Source organism: Streptomyces sp. NPDC002520 (genome assembly GCF_053595235.1).
In genome coordinates this window covers 672744-692330 of record NZ_JBSFXG010000001.1, presented here as the reverse complement: position 1 = coordinate 692330, position 19587 = coordinate 672744, and the positions used below count along the sequence as shown (strand labels likewise).

The window sequence follows — 19587 nt, the reverse complement described above, 5'->3', positions numbered from 1 at the left end:
ACACCCGTTCAGGTGGTGCCCGCCGCCACATCAAGTCGCCGCCCTCGCACGGCAGCTCAGCGGCGAGTTCTCCGTCGGACCCATTCCCTCAACCCCATTGCGTGAGGAGTCCCATGAGTTCCGAGGTTTCCCGCCGTCAGGTACTGGCCGCCGGAGCGGCGCTGGCCGGGTCGGCGGCGCTGACAGCCGGCTCAGAAGGCACGGCGGACGCGGCGCCGGCCGCAGGCGGTACCGGTGAGGAGAGGTCGAAGGTGAAGCCCACGATCGTGTTGGTGCATGGCGGCTACGCCGATTCGTCCTGCTGGAACGCCACCATCCAGGAGTTGCAGTACAAGGGCTACACCACGGTCTGCGGGTCGAATCCGCTCCGGGGTATTCCGACCGACGCCCCGTACATCGGGAGTCTGCTGGACTCCATCAGCGGACCGGTCGTGCTGGTCGCGCACTCCATGGGTGGCACGGTCATCACGAATGCCGCTGCCGGGAAGACCAATGTCAAGGCGTTGGTCTACATCGCCGCGTTCGTGCCCGACGTGGGCGAGACGCAGGGGGAGCTCATCACCAAGTTCCCCGGCAGCGAGGTCGGACCGGTGAGCGTTCCGGTCCCGTACACGAAGGCCGACGGTACGACCGGAACCGATCTGTACCTGGGCAAGGACGGCCAGGCGGCCTTCGCCGCTGACATACCCACCTCTGCCTTCCGGGTCCTGCAGGCCACGCAGCGGCCGTTCGATGCCGATTCCTTCATCTACCCGACCACGGCCGCAGCCTGGAAGACGATCCCGACGTGGGGGCTGGTCGCCGGCCGGGACAAGGCGATCCCGCCGGCGTGCGAGCGCTGGATGTACAGCCGTGCGAACGCGCGCAAGGTCGTCGAAGTGCCGAACTCCTCCCACGTCGTGATGATCAGCCACCCCAGGATCGTCGCCGATCTCATCGGGGACGCCGCCGAGGCGGTCAGCTGACGCTCGCGACGAGTGCCCCGGTCCACCACCACGGACCGGGACGCTCTCCCCACCGAGCAGATGTGTTCCGGTTCGTCCGCCTGCGGCTCGGCCTGGTCCATGACGCCGGGATTCCCGGCGCCGCACGCCGAAACGGCCCCGCTCGGACGGCATTTCCGAGTCGGGGCCGCTGTCGGCCGGATCAGCCGCGTACGACGGCCAGTTGGTCGGCGACGACGATGCCGTCGTGCAGGACGGTGCGGTCGGTGCCGCGGTCCATCACGGCGCTGGCCGGTGTCTCTCCGTCGACCAGGAGGAGGTCGGCGCGGTCGCCGACGGCCAGGCCGGGCCGGTCGGTGACGCCGGCGAGCCGGGCGACGTCGTGGCTCATGATCGAGGCGCCGCCGATGGTCGCGACCGCCAGGGACATCTCGATCAGGTCGTCACGGCGGAAGTTGTTGGTGAAGGCGAGCTGCCAGGTGCGGTCGAGCATGTCGCAGTTGCCGTAGGGGCTCCAGTAGTCGCGCTGGCCGTCCTCGCCCAGGCCGACGCGGACGCCGGACTCCGTCAGCGCCTCCAGGGACAGCTGGCCGCGGGCCGGCGGCGCCACCGTGGCCATCGCGACGTCCAGTTCGGCGAAGTCGTCGATGATGCGGCGGCTGACCGACTCGGAGATCGAACCCAGCTCGTAGGCGTGGGACATGGTGACTTTGCCCTGCATGCCCAGCGCCCGGGTGCGTTCGAGCACGAGGTCGGTGGAGAACACCCCGAGGTGGCCCGGCTCGTGCAGGTGGATGTCCACCTCGACCTGGTACTTCTCGGCCAGCCCGAACACCACGTCCAGATGCCCCTTGGGGTCCTTGTCGAGGGTGCAGGGGTCGATGCCGCCGATCACGTCGGCGCCCGCCTTCAGCGAGGCCTCCAGGTAGTCGGCGGTGCCCTTCTCGCGGAGGATGCCGGCCTGCGGGAACGTCATGATCTGGACCTCGGCCAGATCGGCGAACTTCTCCTTCGCGGCCACCACGGCGTCGAACTTCTCGAGCTTGCAGTCCACGTCCACCTGGGCGTACGACCGCACCCGGGTGGTTCCGCGGGCGATCATCCGCTCCAGCGTGCCGGCCACCCGCTCGTCGAGCGGGACCTCCGCGGTGCGCCAGTTCTCCCGGTCGTTGAGCATCATCGTCCAGACCCCCGGGCCACCCGTGTGCGGCCGGAACGGGAGGCCGATCCGGGTCGAGTCCAGGTGCACGTGAACGTCGCTGAACGACGGCAGCAACAGCCGGCCGCGACCCTCGACCACCTCGCCGGCCGGCTGCGCGGCCGGGTCGTGCGGGCGGATCGCCGCGATGCGATCGCCGGACAGTTCGACGTCGCTGCGCTCGCCACCCCACGGGCGGACGTCACGGATCAACACGGTTGTCACCTCTCTGTTTCGTGGTACGGACCGGCTCATCGGGCCGTCATGGCCAGTGTCTCGGCGACGACGTCCGTGTAATGGCAGGCGATGTCGCCGCTCGGCACGGCGTCGGTGCACAGCTGCCGGCGTTCCGGGGTCAGCCGCGGATGTACAGGGCAGCGGGACCGGAACACGCAGCCGCGCGGCGGGTCGGCCGGGCTGGGCAGATCGCCGGCCAGCCGGATCCGGCCGCTGCGGTCCGCGTCCGGGTCCGGTTGCGGGACGGCGGAGAGCAGGGCCCGGGTGTAGGGATGGCTCGGGGCGCCGAACACCTCGTCGGTGCCGCCGTGTTCCATGATCCGGCCCAGGTACATCACCGCGATGCGGTCGGCGAAGTGCTGGACCACGGACAGGTCGTGGGCGATGAAGAGGTACGCCACGCCGGTGTCCCGCTGGATGTCCTCCAGCAGGTTGATCACCTGGGCCTGTACGGAGACGTCGAGCGCGGACACCGGTTCGTCGCAGATGATCAGCTTCGGGTCCAGGGCGAGCGCCCGTGCGATGCCGACGCGCTGCTTCTGGCCGCCGGAGAACTCGTGCGGGAAGCGGTTGTAGTGGTCGGGGCGCAGGCCCACCCGGTCCATGAGGTCGCGCACCCTGGCCTTGACACCGCCGGGCGGGGTGATCCGCTGGGCCAGCAGGGGTGCGGCGATGGCACTGCCCACGGACTGGCGCGGGTTGAGCGAGGACGACGGGTTCTGGAACACCATCTGCACCCGGCGCCGGTACTCCTGGAGGTCCGAGCGGCGCAGTTCGGAGATCTCCCGGCCGTCGAGCCGGATGCTCCCGGAGGTGGGTTCCAGCAGTCGCATGAGGAGGCGGCCGGTGGTCGACTTGCCGCACCCGGACTCCCCCACGAGGCCGAGGGTCTGGCCGGCCTCGACCGTGAAGCTGACCCCGTCCACGGCTTTGATCACGCCGCCTGCGGACCGGAAGGCGCCGGAGCGGCTGGGGAAGTGCTTGGTCAGGTCGGTGACCTGCAGCAGCGGTGTCATCGGAGCACCTCTTGGGCCGGTTCCAGGGTCGTCAGGTGGCATCGCGACGGGTGCCCGTCGGGGCCGGTCAGTGCCGGCCGGCGGGTGGTGCAGGCGTTGTCGGGTACGAGGTGCGCCTTCGGGCAGCGGTCGGCGAACAGGCAGCCCTCGGGCAGCGCCAGCAGTGACGGCGGGAAGCCCGGGATGGGGCTCAGCCGCTCGGACTTCGTGGCCAGCGACGGCATCGAGGCCAGCAGCCCCTGGGTGTAGGGGTGGCGCGGGTCGTGGAACAGGCCGGTGACGGTGGCCTGCTCCACGCACACCCCGCCGTACATCACCACGACCCGGTGACAGACCTCGGCGACCACGCCGAGGTCGTGGGTCACCATGATGACCGAGGAGCCGGTCTCGGCCTGCAACTCGCCCAGCAGATCGAGGATCTGGGCCTGCACGGTGACGTCGAGCGCGGTGGTGGGCTCGTCGGCGATCAGCAGCTCGGGTTCGCAGACCAGCGCCATGGCGATCATCGCGCGCTGGCGCATACCGCCGGAGAACTCGTGCGGGTACGCGGAGCAGCGGCGCTTCGGGTCGGGGATCCCGACCCGGCCGAGCATGTCGACGGCGACCGCCGCGGCGGCCTTCTTGGACACGTCGTTGTGCACCCGGTAGGCCTCGGCGATCTGCGCGCCGACGGGATAGAAGGGGTGCATCGCCGACAGCGGGTCCTGGAAGATCATCGCGATCTTCTTGCCGCGGTAGGCACGCATCTGCGCCTCGGTCAGCGGGTTGAGATCCTGTCCGTCCAGCAGGATCTGCCCGTCGACGGTGGCCGAGGTGCCCTTGAGGAGCCCCATCAGCGCCTGGCTCGTGACGGTCTTGCCGGATCCGGACTCACCGACGATGCCGATGGTCTCCCCGCGCGCCAGCGTCAGGTCCATCCCGTTGACCGCGTGCACCACGCCGTCGTCGGTCGGGAAGCTCACCCGCAGATCGCGGATGTCCAGCAGGGGCGCGGCTTCGGGCGTGGTCATCAGGCAACCCTCACTCGCGGGTCGATGACCGCGTAGGCGGCGTCGACCAGGACGTTGGCGATGATGATGAAGAACGCGGCCATCATGGTGATGGCCATGGTGACCGGCAGGTCGCCGGCCTGTGCGGCATGCACGGCGGTGAATCCGACCCCGGGCACCGAGAAGATCTGTTCGGTGAGCACGGCGCCGCCCAGCAGGCTGCCGATGTCGAGGCCGAGCATGGTGACCACCGGGGTGATGCCGGCCCGCACACCGTGCTTGAACACGATGCTCCGCCGGGACAGTCCCTTCGAGCGCGCCGTGCGCATGAAGTCCTCGCCGAGGGTCTCCAGCATGTTGCTGCGGGTGACCCTGATGTACTGCGCGCTGAACAGCACGGCCAGCGCCACCCAGGGGAGCAGGTAGTTCAGGAACCAGCCGCCCGGGCCAGCGGCGCCGAACGGCGAGGTGATCTCGTTGGTGGTGAACGGCAGCAGGTTCAGCGTGCTGACGAAGAACAGCAGCAGCAACAGGCCGGTCACCGGAATGGGCAGGGACACGCCGACGGAGGCGGCACCGACGATGAACTTGTCGGTGAGCCGGCCCTTGCGCAGCGCGGCCAGCAGGCCAAGACCGACGCCGACGAGGGTCCACAGCACGATCGCGCCGCTGGCCACCGACAGGGTGTACGGCAGGGCCCGCCCGATGATCGCGGTGACGTCCTCGTTGGTCTGGAACGACTTGCCGAGGCACGGCCAGGAGCACAGCGTCTCGGTGCCCGGCGCGCCGACCATGCGGCCGCCCACCAGGCCCGACATGTAGTCGAAGTACTGGGTGAGGAACGGTTTGTCCATCCCGAGCGCGACCCGGGCCTCGGCGATGCGCTGCGGGGTGCACTCCTGACCGCAGGCCGCCGCGGCCGGGTCCGCCGGACCGAGCTGGAACAGGGTGAACGTCACGAAGCTGATGACGAACAGCAGCACGATCATCGCGACGAAACGCCGCATCAGGAAACGAGTCATGGGCGCGACCTGCCGACTCGGGAGGGACTCACCGTTTCAACCTCTTTAGTGACGCGATCCGTCAGTGCTGGACGCCGACGATGGACAGGTCGATGGCGCCGAAGAAGTAACCCATCTGCGCGTTACGGACCTTGGAGCCGACCACGCTGCTGGTGTAGCTGCGCACCAGGGGAACGATGGGGTAGCCCTGCATGGCCTGGTCGAACAGGGTCGCCCACTTCTTGCCGAGTTCCTCGCTGGACCCGTTGGTGCCGCGCAGCTCGTACATCTCGTGGGAGACCTTCGGGTCGTAGTAGCGCGGGATGTTGGAGAAGCCGTACGTCTTGCCGTCCACGCTCGGGCCCAGGTTCGGGTCGATGGTGGTGCGCACCGAACCGCTGTCCGCGCCGCCGCACCAGCCGCTGCGGGCGATGTCGGGCATCTGGTCACCGGCCAGGATCGTGTAGTAGTTGGCGGCCGGGATGGGGCGCAGTTGCAGGTCGATGCCGAGCTGCTTGAGGTTCTGCTGCAGCACGGTGCCGACGTTCTTGTAGCGGGGGTTGGCGTCGGCGTAGCCGTAGACCAGCTTCTTGGGAACCGTCTTGCCCGCAAGAAGCTTCTTGGCCTCGTCCAGCTTCGGCTTGCCGGTCGGGTCGAGGTCGGTGTGCTGCTCGACGTAGCCGCGCTGGGCCGGGTTGATGTACGACTGGGCCAGCTTGCCGAACCGCTCGCCGCCGTACTGCACATGGACGGCGCTGCGGTCGACGGCCAGTGCGATCGCCTTGCGGACCTGCGGGTCCTTGATGGTCTCGGTGTTGAGGTTCAGCACGTCCGTGCAGCCCAGCAGGCCGGCCGCGGTGCGGGCCTTGACCTTGGGGGTGCCCAGCTGTGCGGCGTCCGACGCCTGCAGACCGCCGTTGCTGTCCAGCGTGATCGCGGTCGGGTCCGAGTCGGCGAGCAGCTGCTGGCTGATGGTCGCCTGGGCGGTGGACAGGGTGAAGGTGAACGTGTCCGGCAGGGCGGTCCGGTTCGGGTCGGTGGCCGGGTCCCACTGGTCGTTGCGGACGAGCTTCATCGACCGGCCGCGGTCGTACGACTTGATCTTGTACGGGCCCGACGAGACCGGGTGGTTGGTGTAGTCGAGCTTGGTGTCCTCGGCCTTCGGCACGGGCGCCGTGTTCGAGCGCGAGACCAGGGCGGGGAACTCGGCGAAGGGCTGTTTGAGGTGGAAGACGACGGTGCGGTCGTCCGGGGTGTCGATCCCCTTGAAGTCGCCGCCGGTGTACGGGCCCTTGTAACCGTCGTCGGCCAGGGCGGAGTTCAGTTCCTGCGGTGCCTGGGTGTAGACGTCGCGGGCGTAGGTGCGCTCGACCCCGTACTTGATGTCCTTGCTGGTGATCGGCTTGCCGTCCTCGAACTTCAGCCCCTTCTTCAGGGTGTAGGTCCAGGTGAGGCCGTCGGCGGAGGCCTTGCCGAGGTCGGTGGCCAGGTCCGGCACGATGGTCGGCGGTTTGCCGGCGGTCTCCTTGGCCATGGTCAGCGTGCGGTAGTACAGCTGCCCCACGTTGGCGGTCTGCACGTAGTTGCTGTTGCCGGGGTCCAGCGTCTGGAAGTCCGAGGACATCAGGACGTTGACGTTCCCGCCCTTGGTGGCGTAGCCCGCCCCGATCGTCACCGGCGCGTAGGCGTCGCGCGGGGTGCCGGAGTGGGAACCGGCGGCGGGCTTGGGGCCGCCGCAGGCGGTCAGGGCCAGCCCGGCGCTCACCGTGAGGGCGATGGCCGCCGTGGTGCTTCTGTTCACTGCGTCTCCTTGCCGATAACAAAGGGATGGCGCGTCAGGAAGAAAGGGCTGGCGCGTCAGAGGGGTCAGTGGGTCAGCCGCGGGAGGACTTGGGGTCCAGTGCGTCCCGGACCGCGTCGCCGAGCAGGTTGAACGCCAGGACCGTGATCGCCAGCGCACCGGCCGGGACGGCCAGGAACCAGGGGTCGGACAGGTACCAGTTGCCGGCCTGGGCCGCGTTGAGCATCTGGCCCCAGGAGGGTGTGGGGTCCTTGACGCCGACGCCGAGGAACGACAGGGCGGCCTCTGCGGTGATGTTGGTGGGGATCATCATGGTCGCGTAGACCAGCACGACCCCCATGACGTTCGGGATGATCTGCCGGAAGATGATGCTCCGGTGCGAGGCCCCGTAGGCCTGGGCGGCCTCGACGAACTCCTGCTCCCGGATCGAGAGCACCTGGCCGCGCACGACTCTGGCCAGGTACGCCCAGCCGAAGAAGCCGAGAATGATCACCAGTGACGCGATCGGTACCAGGCTGCCCGAGTCGAGGGCGGTACCACGCAACCGCGACTGCATGATCGGGGTCAGCGACAGCACCAGCAGCAGGTGCGGGAAGGCCAGGAACAGATCCATCACCCGGCTGATCACCATGTCGACCTTGCCGCCGAAGTAACCGGCGGCGGCGCCCAGCACGGTGCCCAGTACCACCGACACGAGCGTGGACAGCAGCGCGATGGTCAGCGAGATCCTCGCTCCGTAGGCCATGCGCGCGAAGATGTCGCGGCCGAGTCCCGGTTCCAGGCCGAGCCAGTGCTCGCCGGACGGGAAGCGGTAGTACGGCAGCGGCAGACCCGGCGTTGCGAAGGCGTCCAGGAAGTCCGGCCCGGTCTGCGAGGTGAACGGATCCGAGCCCTCGATGGACACCAGCACCGGGGCCAGGACCGCGAACAGCACCATGAGGACCACCACGACCAGCGCGGCGACGGCGATGCGGCTGCGCCGGATGCGAAGCCAGGCCGTGCCCAGCAGCGAACGCGCGCCGGCGATCTCCGCGCCGGGACCTCGCCCGGCTGTCGCAGCCGCGGATTCTGCTGGAGGCAGGGTGGCCACCTGCCCGTCGGACGGGTCCGGCGCGCCGGTGCGGCGCGACGGACTCTGCGGCTCATGCGGATGCGGATCCGGCACGTCGATCCTCTGGTGCTCGATGGGGTCGGGCAAAATTGGTATACCAAATCGGGGTGAGGTGGCGATACGGTATACCAAAGACCGTCGTCCTACTAGGGTTCGGTGCCATCCGGTGCATCGCCGCCGCACGGACCGTCGGACGCGCCGGCGAAACCGGTCGAACGTGAAGGGATGTCCATGAAGACCCTGGTCACTGCTTCCTGGGTGATCGCCCACGACGGACGCTCGCACGTGGAGATCCCGGACGGCGCCGTGCTGATCGACGGCGACACCGTCCTCGATGTGGGTGATCGCGCCGAACTCGGCCGCCACCAGGCCGACATGAGCATCGAGCTCGGTGACGCGGTGGTCACCCCCGGCCTCATCGACCTGGACGCCCTCACCGACATCGACCACCTGATCCTGGACTCCTGGGCGTCCCCGGAGCACGCCTCCGGTTTCGTCTGGTCGGCCGAGTACTTCACCGCGCCCCGGGCGGTGTTCGACGCCGCGCAACGGCGCACCGTGCGCGAGTACGCGCTGGTCCAGCTCGCCCTGCACGGCATCACCAGTTACATGCCGATCGCCTCCGAGGTGCACAGCGACTGGGCGGAGACCTACGAGGACTTCGTGGCGATGGCCGAGGTGTCCTCACGGCTGGGTCTGCGCGGCTTCCTCGGGCCGTCCTTCCGGTCCGGCGTGAACGTGGTCGGCGCCGACGGCAAGCGCACGGTGATGTTCGACGAGGAGGCGGGCCGGCGCGGTCTGGCCGAGGCGCTGCGCTTCCTGGACCACACCGCACAACTCGCCGATCCCCTGGTGACCGGGGTGCTGCTGCCGTGCCGCATCGAGACCCTGACCCCCGATCTGCTCAAGGACGTCGCCGAGGCCGCACACCGGCGCGGCGCGCTGGTACGCCTGCACGCTCTGCAGGGCACGGCGGAACGCGACTACATCCAGGGCGCCTACGGACGCACCCCACTGCAACTCATCGCCGACTCCGGGCTGTTGTCGGACCGGCTGATCGTCCCGCACGGAGTGGTGCTGGACGTGCACCCCGACGTACTCGGGACCGACACCGGGGATGTCGCGACGCTGGCCGACGCCGGCGTCTCGATCGTGCACTGCCCGCTCACCAACGCCCGCTACGCCCACAACCTGCACACCTTCGGCGGCTACCGGGCGCAGGGGGTGAACCTGTGCCTGGGCACCGACTCCTTCCCGCCGGACCTGATCCGCGGAATCGACGTGGGCACCCAGGTGGCCAAGCTCCAGGCCGGCGACCTGGGCCAGGGGCATCTTCCCGGCTACTTCGACGCGCTCTGGACCGGTGGGGCGAGGGCCCTGCACCGACCGGATCTCGGGCGTCTTGCCGCCGGGGCCACCGCCGACCTGGCGGCGTTCGCCCTGGACGACTTCCGGATGGGCGTCACCGAGGATCCGCTGCGCACCCTCGTACTCAACGGCACCGCCCGCGACGCGGTCCTGACGATGGTCGCGGGCAAGGTCGTCATGCGCAACGGATCGATCCCCGGCGTCGATCTCCCCGCACTGAGGCGAGCCGGCCAGCAACTGTTCGACACCATGCGCGCCGCGTACCCGGAGCGCGACCACCGCCGGCGCACGGAGGAGGAACTCTTTCCGCCGGTGTTTCCACGACGGTAGCGCGCACCGTCCGTGGACCCTGTACGCCTTCCGCTAGGTCCACGTGGGCTGAGTGTTGTCAGCGGTCGTGGCGATCGCAGTGGTCATGATGCCCGTCGCGGCCGTCGCGGCCGTCGTGCCCGCCGCCGTCGTGACCGTGGTGCTCGTGGTTCTTGATCTTGGTGGTGTTGGTGGCGGTGTGGGTGGTGGTGTCACCGCCACCAGTGACGGTAGCGGTGTTGGTGACCCGTGCACGGGCGTTGCAGGAGACGTCGACCCTCAGGGTGACGGGCGGGTAGCTGTGTCCGGGAGGCAAGACGTCGCCGCGTGTACAGGTGAGGGATGCCAGAACGCAGTGCCATCCCTTGCCCGTGATCCTGTCGGCCCGAAGACCTGCGGGGAGGATGTCGTGGACGGTGACCGTGGTGCCATTGGTCGGGACGGCCGCGGCGGCGTTGCCCACAGTGATGGTGTAGACGCCGTCCTCGCCCCGGGTGAAGGTGCCCGCGTGACTCTTGGTGATGGTCAGGGAGGGCTGGCTGACCGGGACGACCGTGAATGTGATGTCGGTACTGCCGGTGCTGTCGGTGCCGCCGGGGTCAGTGGTGGCGGTGCCACTGGGTTCGGTGAGGCCGGTGGTGGTGAAGGTGTCGAGCACCGGCACCGTCCTGTCGTCGACCTGGGCGACGTAGGCGGGCTGAACCGTGGCGGTCCAGGCTGAGGCCATGACGATCACCAGGACAGCCAGCCTGGCCGTCATGACCGCCCCCGTCCTGCGGGACCGCACCCTCAGCCACGATCGAAACATGCCGCCCATACCTCCCGTGCCGCGGCTTGCTCCAGCCCGCCCTCTCGCATGCCTGAACAACGACATCTCCGCTTCCAAACGGTCGACAACAAGCCGCAGCTACTCATTGTGATTTGAATATCACTCTATGCTTCCACCGGTGGGCTCGCGCAGCAGATCAGCCGACTGCGAGGGGCGTGGCTCGCTCGGAGTGGTCACCGGCGGCGCCGGAGGAACGTGGAGAGCGGAAGGCACAGAGCGGTGAGGACGAGAACGGAAAGGCCGGCGACCACAGGGGTGTTGAAGTGCCCTTGCTGGGCGGCCGCCGCGGCGACCGCTCCGGCGCTGCCGGGAGTCGTCGGGAAGGTGACGGTGGCACGCTCGGTGTGCTCGACCATGCCGCTTCTGAGCGTGAGCGCCGCGGTCCACGGACCGTCCGGCAGCCGTGCGTCCAGCGGGACGACCGCCTCCGCGAGGTCGCCCGGAGCCAGTGTGGTGCCCGTCTTCGCGGCGGAGAACGGTCCGGCGCGCAGTCTGCCCGGCCCGTCGGAGAGGGAGAGTGCCCCGCTGATGTCCAGGGCGCGGCCCCCCGTGTTGTGGATCCGGGCGCGTACCTCCCCCCGCCCGTCGCGGGCTCGGGTCGGATAGAGCCGCTCGATCCTGAAGTCCGAGGGTGGCTCACCACCGGGACCGACGTCGACGTACATGCGGACGCCCACCCGGCCCAGCATCGCCAGATTGTGCGAGCGGTCCGTGCCGGTGCCCGTCTGCGCCCAGATGACGCCGTATCGCTCCCCGGCGGCGGCGTCCCTGGGCACCCGGATGGTGGTCCGTACCCGCGCCGTCTGGAAGGCCGCCAGCTCAAGGTCCGCCCTGTCGAGTGACGTCCAGCCGGTCAGCTCGTTGGGGGTGCGCTGCGGCGCGAAGGTGAACTCACCCTTCGCGATGGTGGCCGCCGCGGCGTAGACGTCGACGTGCATCGGTGTGGACGACTCGTTGATGACCTCCACCCGCCGCTCGATGGTCGAGCCGGGCGCGACGTGGTCGACGATGTAGGCATGCGCCCTCGGATCGGCACGGCGGCTTTCCGGAGCGTCGAGCAGCTTGATACCGATGGTCCGGCCCGCGGCCGGGTGCCGGCCGGAGGGCGCCCCGGGCACCTCGTGTCCCGCTGCCGGCATCACCCCGGCCGCCTGTACGAAGGCCAGCACCAGCAGGAGAACCCAGTACCGGCGCGCGCCCTTCATTCCGTCAGGCAACGGACTGGGTCAGCGTTCCGGTGTAGGACCCGCCGACGGCGCCGGCGGGCACGTGAACGGTGACTGTCGGGTTCCAGCTCGCGGTGTTGTCTCCGACACCGGCGCTCCCGGTGACCACCGGCTGTGCGGAGTTGCTCAGCGTCACGGGCGTCCCGGTGGCGGTGATGGTACCGGTCGTCGTGATCGTCCCGGGATTGTAGTCAGCTCTGGTGGCGGGAATCGTCGACGGACCGCTCGCGAAGTCCGTCTCCGCCGCGGTCACCGTCCAGGAGGCCGAGGCGAGGGCGCGATCGTCGGTGACGGTCACGGCGCCGATGGCCGCGCTGATCGCGGTGCCGGGCGCTCCCGAGCCGAGGGTGGCGCTGGCCGGTACCGACATCGACAAGGCGCCGGACGTGACGGTGAAGTTGACTGTGGTGGCGGGGTCGTCCGCCGCGACGGCGAGACCCGGCTGGACCAGGACGAGAGCGGCGGCTGCGGCCGACACGGATAGGCTTCGCACGATAACTCCCGAAGTAGCCGCCCGCCAGCGGACGTCCTGGCTGACAGCGGACCTGCTGGCTGACGTGACGCAGGAAATCGGGCGCGGCCTGTTCACACAAGCCGACGCGCGCCGCACTCCGCCACACGAATGACCACGTTTCAGCCGGAGCGCAGCCCAGCCCGCATCGCCTGCACCCTCAGATCGCCTGGCCGCGATGACGAAGGACCGTCTGGTGGTCCAGCACTCTCGAGGCTCCGACCGGGAGATCCCACAGGTCCTCCCGGTCCAGCCCCGCCTTCTCCCACGCCGTCCGCACCCGCGTCAGCGGTTCCAGCACCGGTTCCGCCGACAGCACGAAGGTCCCCCAGTGCATCGGAGCCATCCTGCGGGCGCCCGCGTCCACGGTCGCCTGGACCGCCTCCTCCGGGTCGCAGTGGACGTCCCTGAGCCACCAGCGTGGGTCGTAGGCGCCGATGGGCATGAGGGCCAGATCGATGCCGGGGTAGCGGCGGCCGATCCGGGTGAACCAGTGGCCGTAGCCGGTGTCCCCGGCGAAGTAGACGCGCGGGCCGTCGGGTGCGGTGAGGACCCAGCCGCCCCAGAGGCTGTGACAGGTGTCGGTGAGGGTGCGTTTGGACCAGTGGTGGGCCGGCACGAAGTCGAAGCGGACGCCGGACAGTTCGGCACCCTCCCACCAGTCCAGCTCGGTGACGCGGGTGAAGCGGCGGCGCCGGAACCACTGGCCGAGGCCCGCGGGCGCGAACACCGGTGTGTCGCACGGGAGTCGGCGCAGGGTGGGGGCGTCCAGGTGGTCGTAGTGGTTGTGGCTGATGACGACCGCGTCGATGCGCGGCAGGCTGTCCCAGGCGACGCCGACCGGGGTGATACGGGCGGGCGTGCCGAGGATGCGCCGGGACCACACGGGATCGGTGAGCACGGTCAGCCCGCCGATCCGGACGATCCAACTGGCGTGCCCCGCCCAGGTGACGGCGAGGGTACGGCCTACCACACGAGGTACCGGGGCCGGTTCGTAGGGCAGTTGGCGGATGCCGGCCAGGCCGTCGGCGCCGGGGCGCACGGCGCCCTCGCGGGCGAAGCGGGCGAGGGCCTTGAAGCCGGGCAGGGGCGCGGTGAGCCGGTCGTGGAACGTCCGCGGCCACACGCGGTGTTCACCCAGCGGACGCGGCTCGGCCAGCGGCGGGAACGGAGTCGCGAGCGGGGCCGCGGAGGCGAGCCGCGCCGGAGACGCGGGCGGGGGCGGGGGCGGGGACGCGGGCGCGGGCGGAGACACGGGCGGGGGCGGAGACACGGGCGGGGAGACGGACGCGCCCGGCGAGGCGGCGTCACCGTCCGCGTCGCTCGTCGCACTCGCCCTGCCCGGCGCACTCGTCCTACTCGCCCCGCCTGGCGCACTCATCGCACTCGTCGTGCCTCGCGCACTCGTCAAGTCCGTGGTGTCTCCCGTGCTCGTCCCGCTCACTGTGCCTTCCGCGCGCGTCACGGTCGTCGTGCCGGTCGGGTTCGTGGTGGTCGTCGTGACGGTCTCGCGGTGGACCCGGACTCATGCGTCTGCTGCGTCATCGAGGAGACTCCCATCGCTCGGCGTCGTCGCGGAGATCGTCGAAGACCGACCCCAGGGTGCTCAACGCGCGGTGCACATGCGGCAGTTCCAACGGTGAGGGGGACGTGAGGCATTCCGTGCGTTCCTCGTCGCCGCCGCCGAGCAGGGGCCCCGTGGCGAGCCGTACGCGCAGCGCCCCGAGGTCGTCGCCGAAGCGGTGACCACCGGGCGCGGGCATGCCGAGCCGGGCGGTGAGGAAGTCCTCCAGCTCCTGAGCGTCGCCGACGCCCTGCTCGGCGAGCGCCTCGCGCAGCGGGCCGAGGTCCGCGTACAGGTGACGGCCGGCCTGCGGCGGCCGCGCGACCGCACCGGCCGAGACGACCGCGGAGTACGCGGCGGCGGCCACGCGCGCGTGCAGGCGTACGGCGGCCTCGCGGCGTTCGGTGACCGGCTCGGGTTCGTCGAGCGCGTACCCGGCCGCGGCGGCGACGGGCGCGGCGACGCGGGCGCCGAGCGCGGTGAGGATGTCGAGCACGCGCGCGTGGAGCCACTCCCCCGCCTCCCCCGACGGGAACCGGGCCACGGCCGCGGGCCAGCCGGCCGGGAGCAGGGCGCCGGCCAGGTCGGTGACGACGGTGACCCGCTCGGGCTGCATCTCGGCGGGACTGAGCAGCACGGTCTCGTGCGGGGCGTGCAGGGTGTCGCGCCAGGTCTCGTCACTGATCAGGTGCAGACCCTCGGCGGCCGCCGCCTCGACGGTCTCGTGCAACAGCTCGGGCGGGGCGACGGTGGCGGTCGGGTCGTCCGCGACGGACAGCACCAGCAGCCGGGGGTCGCCGCCCTCGGTACGGACCCTGCGGACGGTCTCCAGCAGCGCGTACGGGTCGGGCACGCCGCCGCTCTCGGCCGGGGTCGGCACGTAGAAGACGGGCCTGCCCAGCAGCCGGGCGTAGGGCGCCCACCAGGCGGCGCAGGGACGGGGCACGAGGACGTCGCCGCCGTCGCCGGCGATGGCGGCGGTCAGGGCCAGCAGCAGGGCGGGCGCGCCGGGACCGGCCGCCACCCGGTCGGGGACGCAGGGCAGTCCGCGCCTGGTCCAGTAGCCGCAGGCCGCTTCCAGCAGGACGGGGGCGCCGCCGACCGGCTGGGCCTCGGCGCGGTGCGCGGCGGCGGCGAGGTGCGCGACGAGCTCGGGGAGCACGGGCAGTCCGTCGGCGGGCAGGGGCGGCCCGAAGCGGACGGGGCCGTGGCCCTCGGGGTCCGTCCGCCGCATGTCCGCCTCCGCGCAGTCCGTGTGCCGTGTGGTGTTCCGTCCGGGCCGTGCTCGTGTCGTCGGCTGCTCCTGTTCGGGCCACCGGCCGGGTGCCGGGGGCAGGGCTGGTGCGTGCGGTGGGTTCGGGGCGTGCCGTGTGCTCGGTGGGTGCCGTGTGTTCGGTGCCTACGGGGGCTGCGGGTGGTGCTCTCGGGAGGGTGTGTACCCGGTCGGCCGCCGTCCATGGCCCGCGGCCGCAATCGGCCCTGTCACGGCTTCGGGAACGGCCTCGGAGCCTGACCCGGTCACGGCCCGCCCGGCGCCGCGCCGCGCGTCAGCCCTGCACGGAGCGCCCGCGGCCGTACAGCCGGTAGGCCGCGCCTCCGCACGCGGCGACGATCAGCGCACCGCCGATGACCAGCGCGGGCACCGAGTCGTTGAACGATCCCCCCGCTCCGGCCTCGACCCCGCCCTGCACGGTCGCCGGGGCGCAGTCCCCGCTGTGCGACTCCGCGCATGCCTGGTCGCCGCCGCAGGACCGCCCGGAGCCGCACTCGCGCCCCTGACCTTGGCCCTTGCCGTGGCCCTGGCCGTCACCCTGGTCCTGGCCCTGATCCTGACCCCGACCCTGGCCCAGACCTTGGCCCTCGCCCTCACCCTCGTCCTCGTCCTCGTGCTCGTCCTGGAGCCGGCCCTGATCCTGGCCGCCTCCCCGCACCCCCTGGTCTCCCTGCTCCCCCTGGCCCCCCGCGCAGTGCTGCCCCTGGGCGCACGACCCTCCGTCGTCCGAACCGGTGCCGCCGATGTCGCTGTCGCCGTCGCCACCGCCATCGGTGTTGCCTCCGGCTTCGGCCGCGCCCGGGACACTGTCCGGGCTCCCCGACTTGGCCTGCCCGACCGCGCCGGCGGGACAGTCGGCGTCGCCGCTGCGCGTGAGGACGGGAGTGGAGGCGGGCCCCGGGACGCCGGCGGCGCCGGACTCCCGGCTCAGGCTCATGGTGTGGTCCTCGAAGGCCTGCGGGGTGGCCTCGGGGGCTTGCGGTGCCGGTCCGGTCGAGGTGTCGCAGGCCGCGGACGCGGCGGCCCGGACGCCGGGCCGGACGGTCCCGGGGCTGCCGGGACTGCCGGGACTGCCGGGACTGCCGGGGCTCGCCTGGGCGGCTGGGTCCGCGTACGCGGCGGGCCCCGGTACGGCGAGCGCGGCGCCTGCCAGGACGGCGACGGACAGGGCACGGGCGGTGCGGCGCATGGGACGGGCTCCTCGGCAGGACGGCGGCCGGCGACCGGCGGCCGGCCGATGACCGCCGGCCCGACACCACTCGCCGTACACCTCAGGGACACGGCTCTCGTGCCCTCGCTGCCATCACAGCCCCCCGGACGCCGTACCGCGCGCGGCCGGACCCCATTCGCGGGACGCGAACGGCCGGGCGGGTGACCTCAGGGCCTCAGGCGCCGGAGGGCTCCGCGGCCGCCGGTTCGCCGCAGTTGCGTTCCCGGGCGCCCTCGCGGGTGCGGCCGGCGCTGACCAGGCGGCGCGGGTTGCGGCGCAGGTATTCGCCCTCGAGCTGGGCCATGCGCTCGTTGTGGGTGCGCAGGGCGTCGTTCGAGCCGTACAGGAGGGTGTCGTGGCGCGTGCGGTGGATCGTCTCCAGCTCTTTCATGAGCTGCAGGTCGTCCAGCCGGCCGGGGTCGACTCCGGTCATGGTGGTACCCCGCTCGTCGAGTGCGTTCATGCGGCCCGGGTACCCGCCCGGCGTGCACCGCCCCGAGCGGTTCCGGGAGGGAGCCATGGAGCTCGCGTTCCTGCCTCCACTGTACGAACTTCCGGGTCAGCGGGCGCGCTCCACCCGGCGTTCGTCCCAGACGGGCTCGGGGGTCTCCCGGAGGCGGCCGTCGCTGCCGAAGACCAGGAAGCGGTCGAAGGAGCGGGAGAACCAGCGGTCGTGGGTGACCGCGAGGACGGTGCCCTCGAAGGCCTCAAGGCCTTCCTGGAGCGCCTCGGCGGACTCCAGGTCGAGGTTGTCGGTGGGCTCGTCCAGGAGCAGGGCGGTGGCGCCGGCCAGTTCCAGGAGCAGAATCTGGAAGCGGGCCTGCTGGCCGCCGGAGAGCCGGTCGAAGGCCTGCTCCGCCTGGCCGGTGAGTTCGTAGCGGCGCAGCCGGGACATGGCGGCGCCCCGGTCCTGGGAATGTTCCTTCCAGAGGATGTCGAGGAGACTTCGGCCGACCAGCTCGGGGTGGGCGTGGGTCTGTGCGAAGTGGCCGGGCACGACCCGGGCGCCGAGCTTGAACTCTCCCGTGTGCGCGACGTCCTCGCCGGCGAGCAGGCGAAGGAAGTGGGACTTGCCCGAGCCGTTGGAGCCGAGGACGCCGACCCGTTCGCCGTAGAAGACCTCCAGGTCGAACGGCTTCATCAGGCCGGTGAGTTCGAGCTGCGCGCAGGTTACGGCCCGTACGCCGGTGCGGCCGCCCTTCAGGCGCATGGTGATGTCCTGCTCGCGCGGGGGCTCGGGCGGCGGTCCGGCCTCCTCGAACTTGCGCAGGCGGGTCTGCGCGGCGGCATAGCGGGAGGCCATCTCGTGGCTGACGGCGGCGGCCTGACGGAGGTTCAGGACGAGCTTCTTCAGCTGGGCGTGCTTCTCGTCCCAGCGCCGGCGCAGTTCCTCGAAGCGGGCGAAGCGTTCACGGCGGGCCTCGTGGTAGGTGGCGAAGCCGCCCCCGTGCACCCAGGCGTCGGCGCCCGCAGGTCCCGGCTCGACGGAGACGATCTTCTCGGCGGCGCGGGCGAGGAGTTCGCGGTCGTGGGAGACGAACAGGACCGTCTTACGGGTCTCCTTGAGCTGTTCCTCGAGCCACCGCTTGCCGGGTACGTCGAGGTAGTTGTCCGGCTCGTCGAGGAGCAGCACCTCGTCGGTGCCGCGCAGCAGCGCCTCCAGGACGAGACGCTTCTGCTCCCCGCCGGAGAGGGTGCGCACCTGACGCCACTGGGCGCTCTCGTAGGGGACGCCGAGCGCGGCGGTGGTGCACATGTCCCAGAGGGTCTCGGCCTCGTAGCCGCGCGCTTCGGCCCAGTCGGCGAGCGCCTGGGCGTAGGCGAACTGCGCGGCTTCGTCGTCGACCGTCATGATGAGGTGCTCGGCGTCGTCGACGGCCTTCGCGGCGGCGCGGATGTGGGGCGGCGCGACGGAGACGAGCAGGTCGCGTACGGTCGTCTCGTCCCGTACGGAACCCACGAACTGGCGCATGACGCCGAGGCCGCCGCCGACGGTGACGGTGCCGCCGTGCGGTTTCAGCTCGCCGGAGATCAGCCGCAGCAGGGTCGTCTTGCCCGCGCCGTTCGGGCCGACCAGCGCCACGACGGCGCCTTCGCCCACCCGGAAGGAGACGTCGCCGAGCAGCGTCCTCCCGTCGGGGAGGTGGTACTCGAGGTGTGCGGCTTCCAGATGTCCCATGGGCAGGCATTCTGCGGGGCGCGCCCGAGCCGGGGCAAACTCATATCGGGTGGTGAGGGGGTCGACGCACGCTCACCGGGCCGTCACCGGGCCGTCACAGCGACCGACGTCCGGTGATCGTCACGGGTGTCACCCCGCCGTGTCCACCGGTTCTCCCGTCGGGCCGCTGTCCCCCGCCGGCACGACCGTGGCGCCTTCCCACGACAGGGCCTTCCAGCCGTCGGACGGGGAGCCCTCCAGGACGACCACGCCGGTGTTCGCAAGAGGGTGGGCGGCGGCGAAGGCGACGTCGACATTGTCCGCGCGTGCGGCGACCCACACCCGGATCGCGGCGCCGTGGCTGACCATGGCGACGGCACCGGCACCGCTCGCGGCGGCCTCGGCGATCACGGCGTCGTACCGGCCGAGGGCCTCCTCGCCGCTCTCCCCGCCGGGAACGCGCAGCGCGGTGTCGCCCGTCGCCCACGCGAACGCGATCCGCATGTACACCCGGCCCTCGGGGGACTCACCGGGCAGCATCTCCAGGTCGCCGGCGGACAGTTCGCGGATGCCGTCGCGGACGATCACCTCCAGGCCCCGGGCTGCGGCCAGCGGGGCGGCGGTGAGCTGTGTGCGCAGCAGCGTGGAGGCGTAGAGGGCCTCGATGTCCTCCCCGGCGAGCACCTCGGGCAGCGCGGCGGCCTGCCGCTCGCCGAGCGGGGTGAGACCGGGCCCGGGTACGGCGGTGTCGAGCAGGTGGTCGACGTTGGACGGGGTCTGACCGTGACGGACGAGGAGCAGGCGCATGCTCCAGGGTAACCGCACCGCACCCGTCGACCCGC

The 19587-nt window shown here is 71.2% G+C and carries 17 protein-coding genes; 2 read left to right on the top strand and 15 right to left on the bottom strand.

Annotation, left to right across the window (positions count from 1 at the left end; translation table 11 throughout):
• The first annotated feature begins 113 nt into the window (after positions 1-113).
• Complete coding sequence (locus ACWD5D_RS02865; protein ID WP_451370974.1) at positions 114-965, top strand: alpha/beta fold hydrolase; 852 nt, start codon at positions 114-116, stop codon at positions 963-965.
• 181 nt (positions 966-1146) lie between these two features.
• On the opposite strand, the gene ACWD5D_RS02860 is transcribed toward ACWD5D_RS02865, so the two are convergent.
• The 6 genes from ACWD5D_RS02860 to ACWD5D_RS02835 all read right to left on the bottom strand — a co-directional run bounded on the left by ACWD5D_RS02860 (position 1147) and on the right by ACWD5D_RS02835 (position 8276).
• Entirely contained in the window at positions 1147-2358 is a 1212-nt protein-coding gene (locus tag ACWD5D_RS02860) for an amidohydrolase (RefSeq protein WP_451370973.1), read from the bottom strand.
• 35 nt (positions 2359-2393) lie between these two features.
• Complete coding sequence (locus ACWD5D_RS02855; RefSeq protein ID WP_451370972.1) at positions 2394-3395, bottom strand: ABC transporter ATP-binding protein; 1002 nt, start codon at positions 3393-3395, stop codon at positions 2394-2396.
• Positions 3392-4405: an ABC transporter ATP-binding protein gene (locus ACWD5D_RS02850; RefSeq protein ID WP_451370971.1), complete on the bottom strand. Its 1014-nt coding sequence runs from the start codon at positions 4403-4405 to the stop codon at positions 3392-3394. The genes ACWD5D_RS02855 and ACWD5D_RS02850 overlap by 4 nt, the downstream gene beginning before the upstream one ends.
• Complete coding sequence (locus tag ACWD5D_RS02845; protein WP_451370970.1) at positions 4405-5406, bottom strand: ABC transporter permease; 1002 nt, start codon at positions 5404-5406, stop codon at positions 4405-4407. The genes ACWD5D_RS02850 and ACWD5D_RS02845 overlap by 1 nt, the downstream gene beginning before the upstream one ends.
• A 61-nt stretch (positions 5407-5467) precedes the next feature.
• Entirely contained in the window at positions 5468-7186 is a 1719-nt protein-coding gene (locus ACWD5D_RS02840) for an ABC transporter substrate-binding protein (protein WP_451370969.1), read from the bottom strand.
• Between the two features lie 73 nt (positions 7187-7259).
• The gene (locus ACWD5D_RS02835) at positions 7260-8276 is read right to left on the bottom strand and encodes an ABC transporter permease (protein WP_451371024.1); all 1017 of its coding nucleotides are present in this window, start codon (positions 8274-8276) and stop codon (positions 7260-7262) included.
• A 246-nt stretch (positions 8277-8522) separates the two neighbouring features.
• On the opposite strand from ACWD5D_RS02835, the gene ACWD5D_RS02830 reads away from it, so the two are divergent.
• Positions 8523-9995, top strand: a complete 1473-nt coding sequence (locus ACWD5D_RS02830) for a chlorohydrolase family protein (RefSeq protein ID WP_451370968.1) — start codon at positions 8523-8525, stop codon at positions 9993-9995.
• A 58-nt stretch (positions 9996-10053) separates the two neighbouring features.
• Here the strand turns inward: ACWD5D_RS02830 and ACWD5D_RS02825 are convergent, their stop codons facing one another.
• From ACWD5D_RS02825 to ACWD5D_RS02785, 9 genes are all read right to left on the bottom strand, one after another.
• A complete protein-coding gene (locus ACWD5D_RS02825) occupies positions 10054-10734 on the bottom strand; it encodes a hypothetical protein (protein WP_451370967.1) in 681 nt (226 codons plus the stop codon).
• Between the two features lie 242 nt (positions 10735-10976).
• Entirely contained in the window at positions 10977-12008 is a 1032-nt protein-coding gene (locus tag ACWD5D_RS02820; RefSeq protein WP_451370966.1) for a peptidase, read from the bottom strand.
• Positions 12009-12012: 4 nt separating this feature from the next.
• Positions 12013-12522 (bottom strand): hypothetical protein, encoded by a 510-nt coding sequence (locus tag ACWD5D_RS02815; protein ID WP_451370965.1) that lies wholly within the window; start codon positions 12520-12522, stop codon positions 12013-12015.
• Positions 12523-12700: 178 nt separating this feature from the next.
• Positions 12701-13921, bottom strand: coding sequence for an MBL fold metallo-hydrolase (locus ACWD5D_RS02810; RefSeq protein ID WP_451370964.1), 1221 nt, complete (start codon positions 13919-13921; stop codon positions 12701-12703).
• A gap of 160 nt (positions 13922-14081) precedes the next feature.
• Positions 14082-15338 (bottom strand): aminotransferase class I/II-fold pyridoxal phosphate-dependent enzyme, encoded by a 1257-nt coding sequence (locus tag ACWD5D_RS02805; RefSeq protein WP_451370963.1) that lies wholly within the window; start codon positions 15336-15338, stop codon positions 14082-14084.
• A gap of 313 nt (positions 15339-15651) precedes the next feature.
• On the bottom strand, positions 15652-16566 hold the full coding sequence (locus ACWD5D_RS02800; protein WP_451370962.1) for a hypothetical protein: 915 nt from the start codon (positions 16564-16566) through the stop codon (positions 15652-15654).
• Positions 16567-16762: 196 nt separating this feature from the next.
• Complete coding sequence (locus ACWD5D_RS02795) at positions 16763-17050, bottom strand: DUF6158 family protein (RefSeq protein WP_451370961.1); 288 nt, start codon at positions 17048-17050, stop codon at positions 16763-16765.
• 96 nt (positions 17051-17146) lie between these two features.
• Positions 17147-18766, bottom strand: coding sequence for an ABC-F family ATP-binding cassette domain-containing protein (locus ACWD5D_RS02790; RefSeq protein ID WP_451370960.1), 1620 nt, complete (start codon positions 18764-18766; stop codon positions 17147-17149).
• 129 nt (positions 18767-18895) lie between these two features.
• Complete coding sequence (locus ACWD5D_RS02785; protein ID WP_451370959.1) at positions 18896-19552, bottom strand: histidine phosphatase family protein; 657 nt, start codon at positions 19550-19552, stop codon at positions 18896-18898.
• Positions 19553-19587 lie beyond the last annotated feature (35 nt).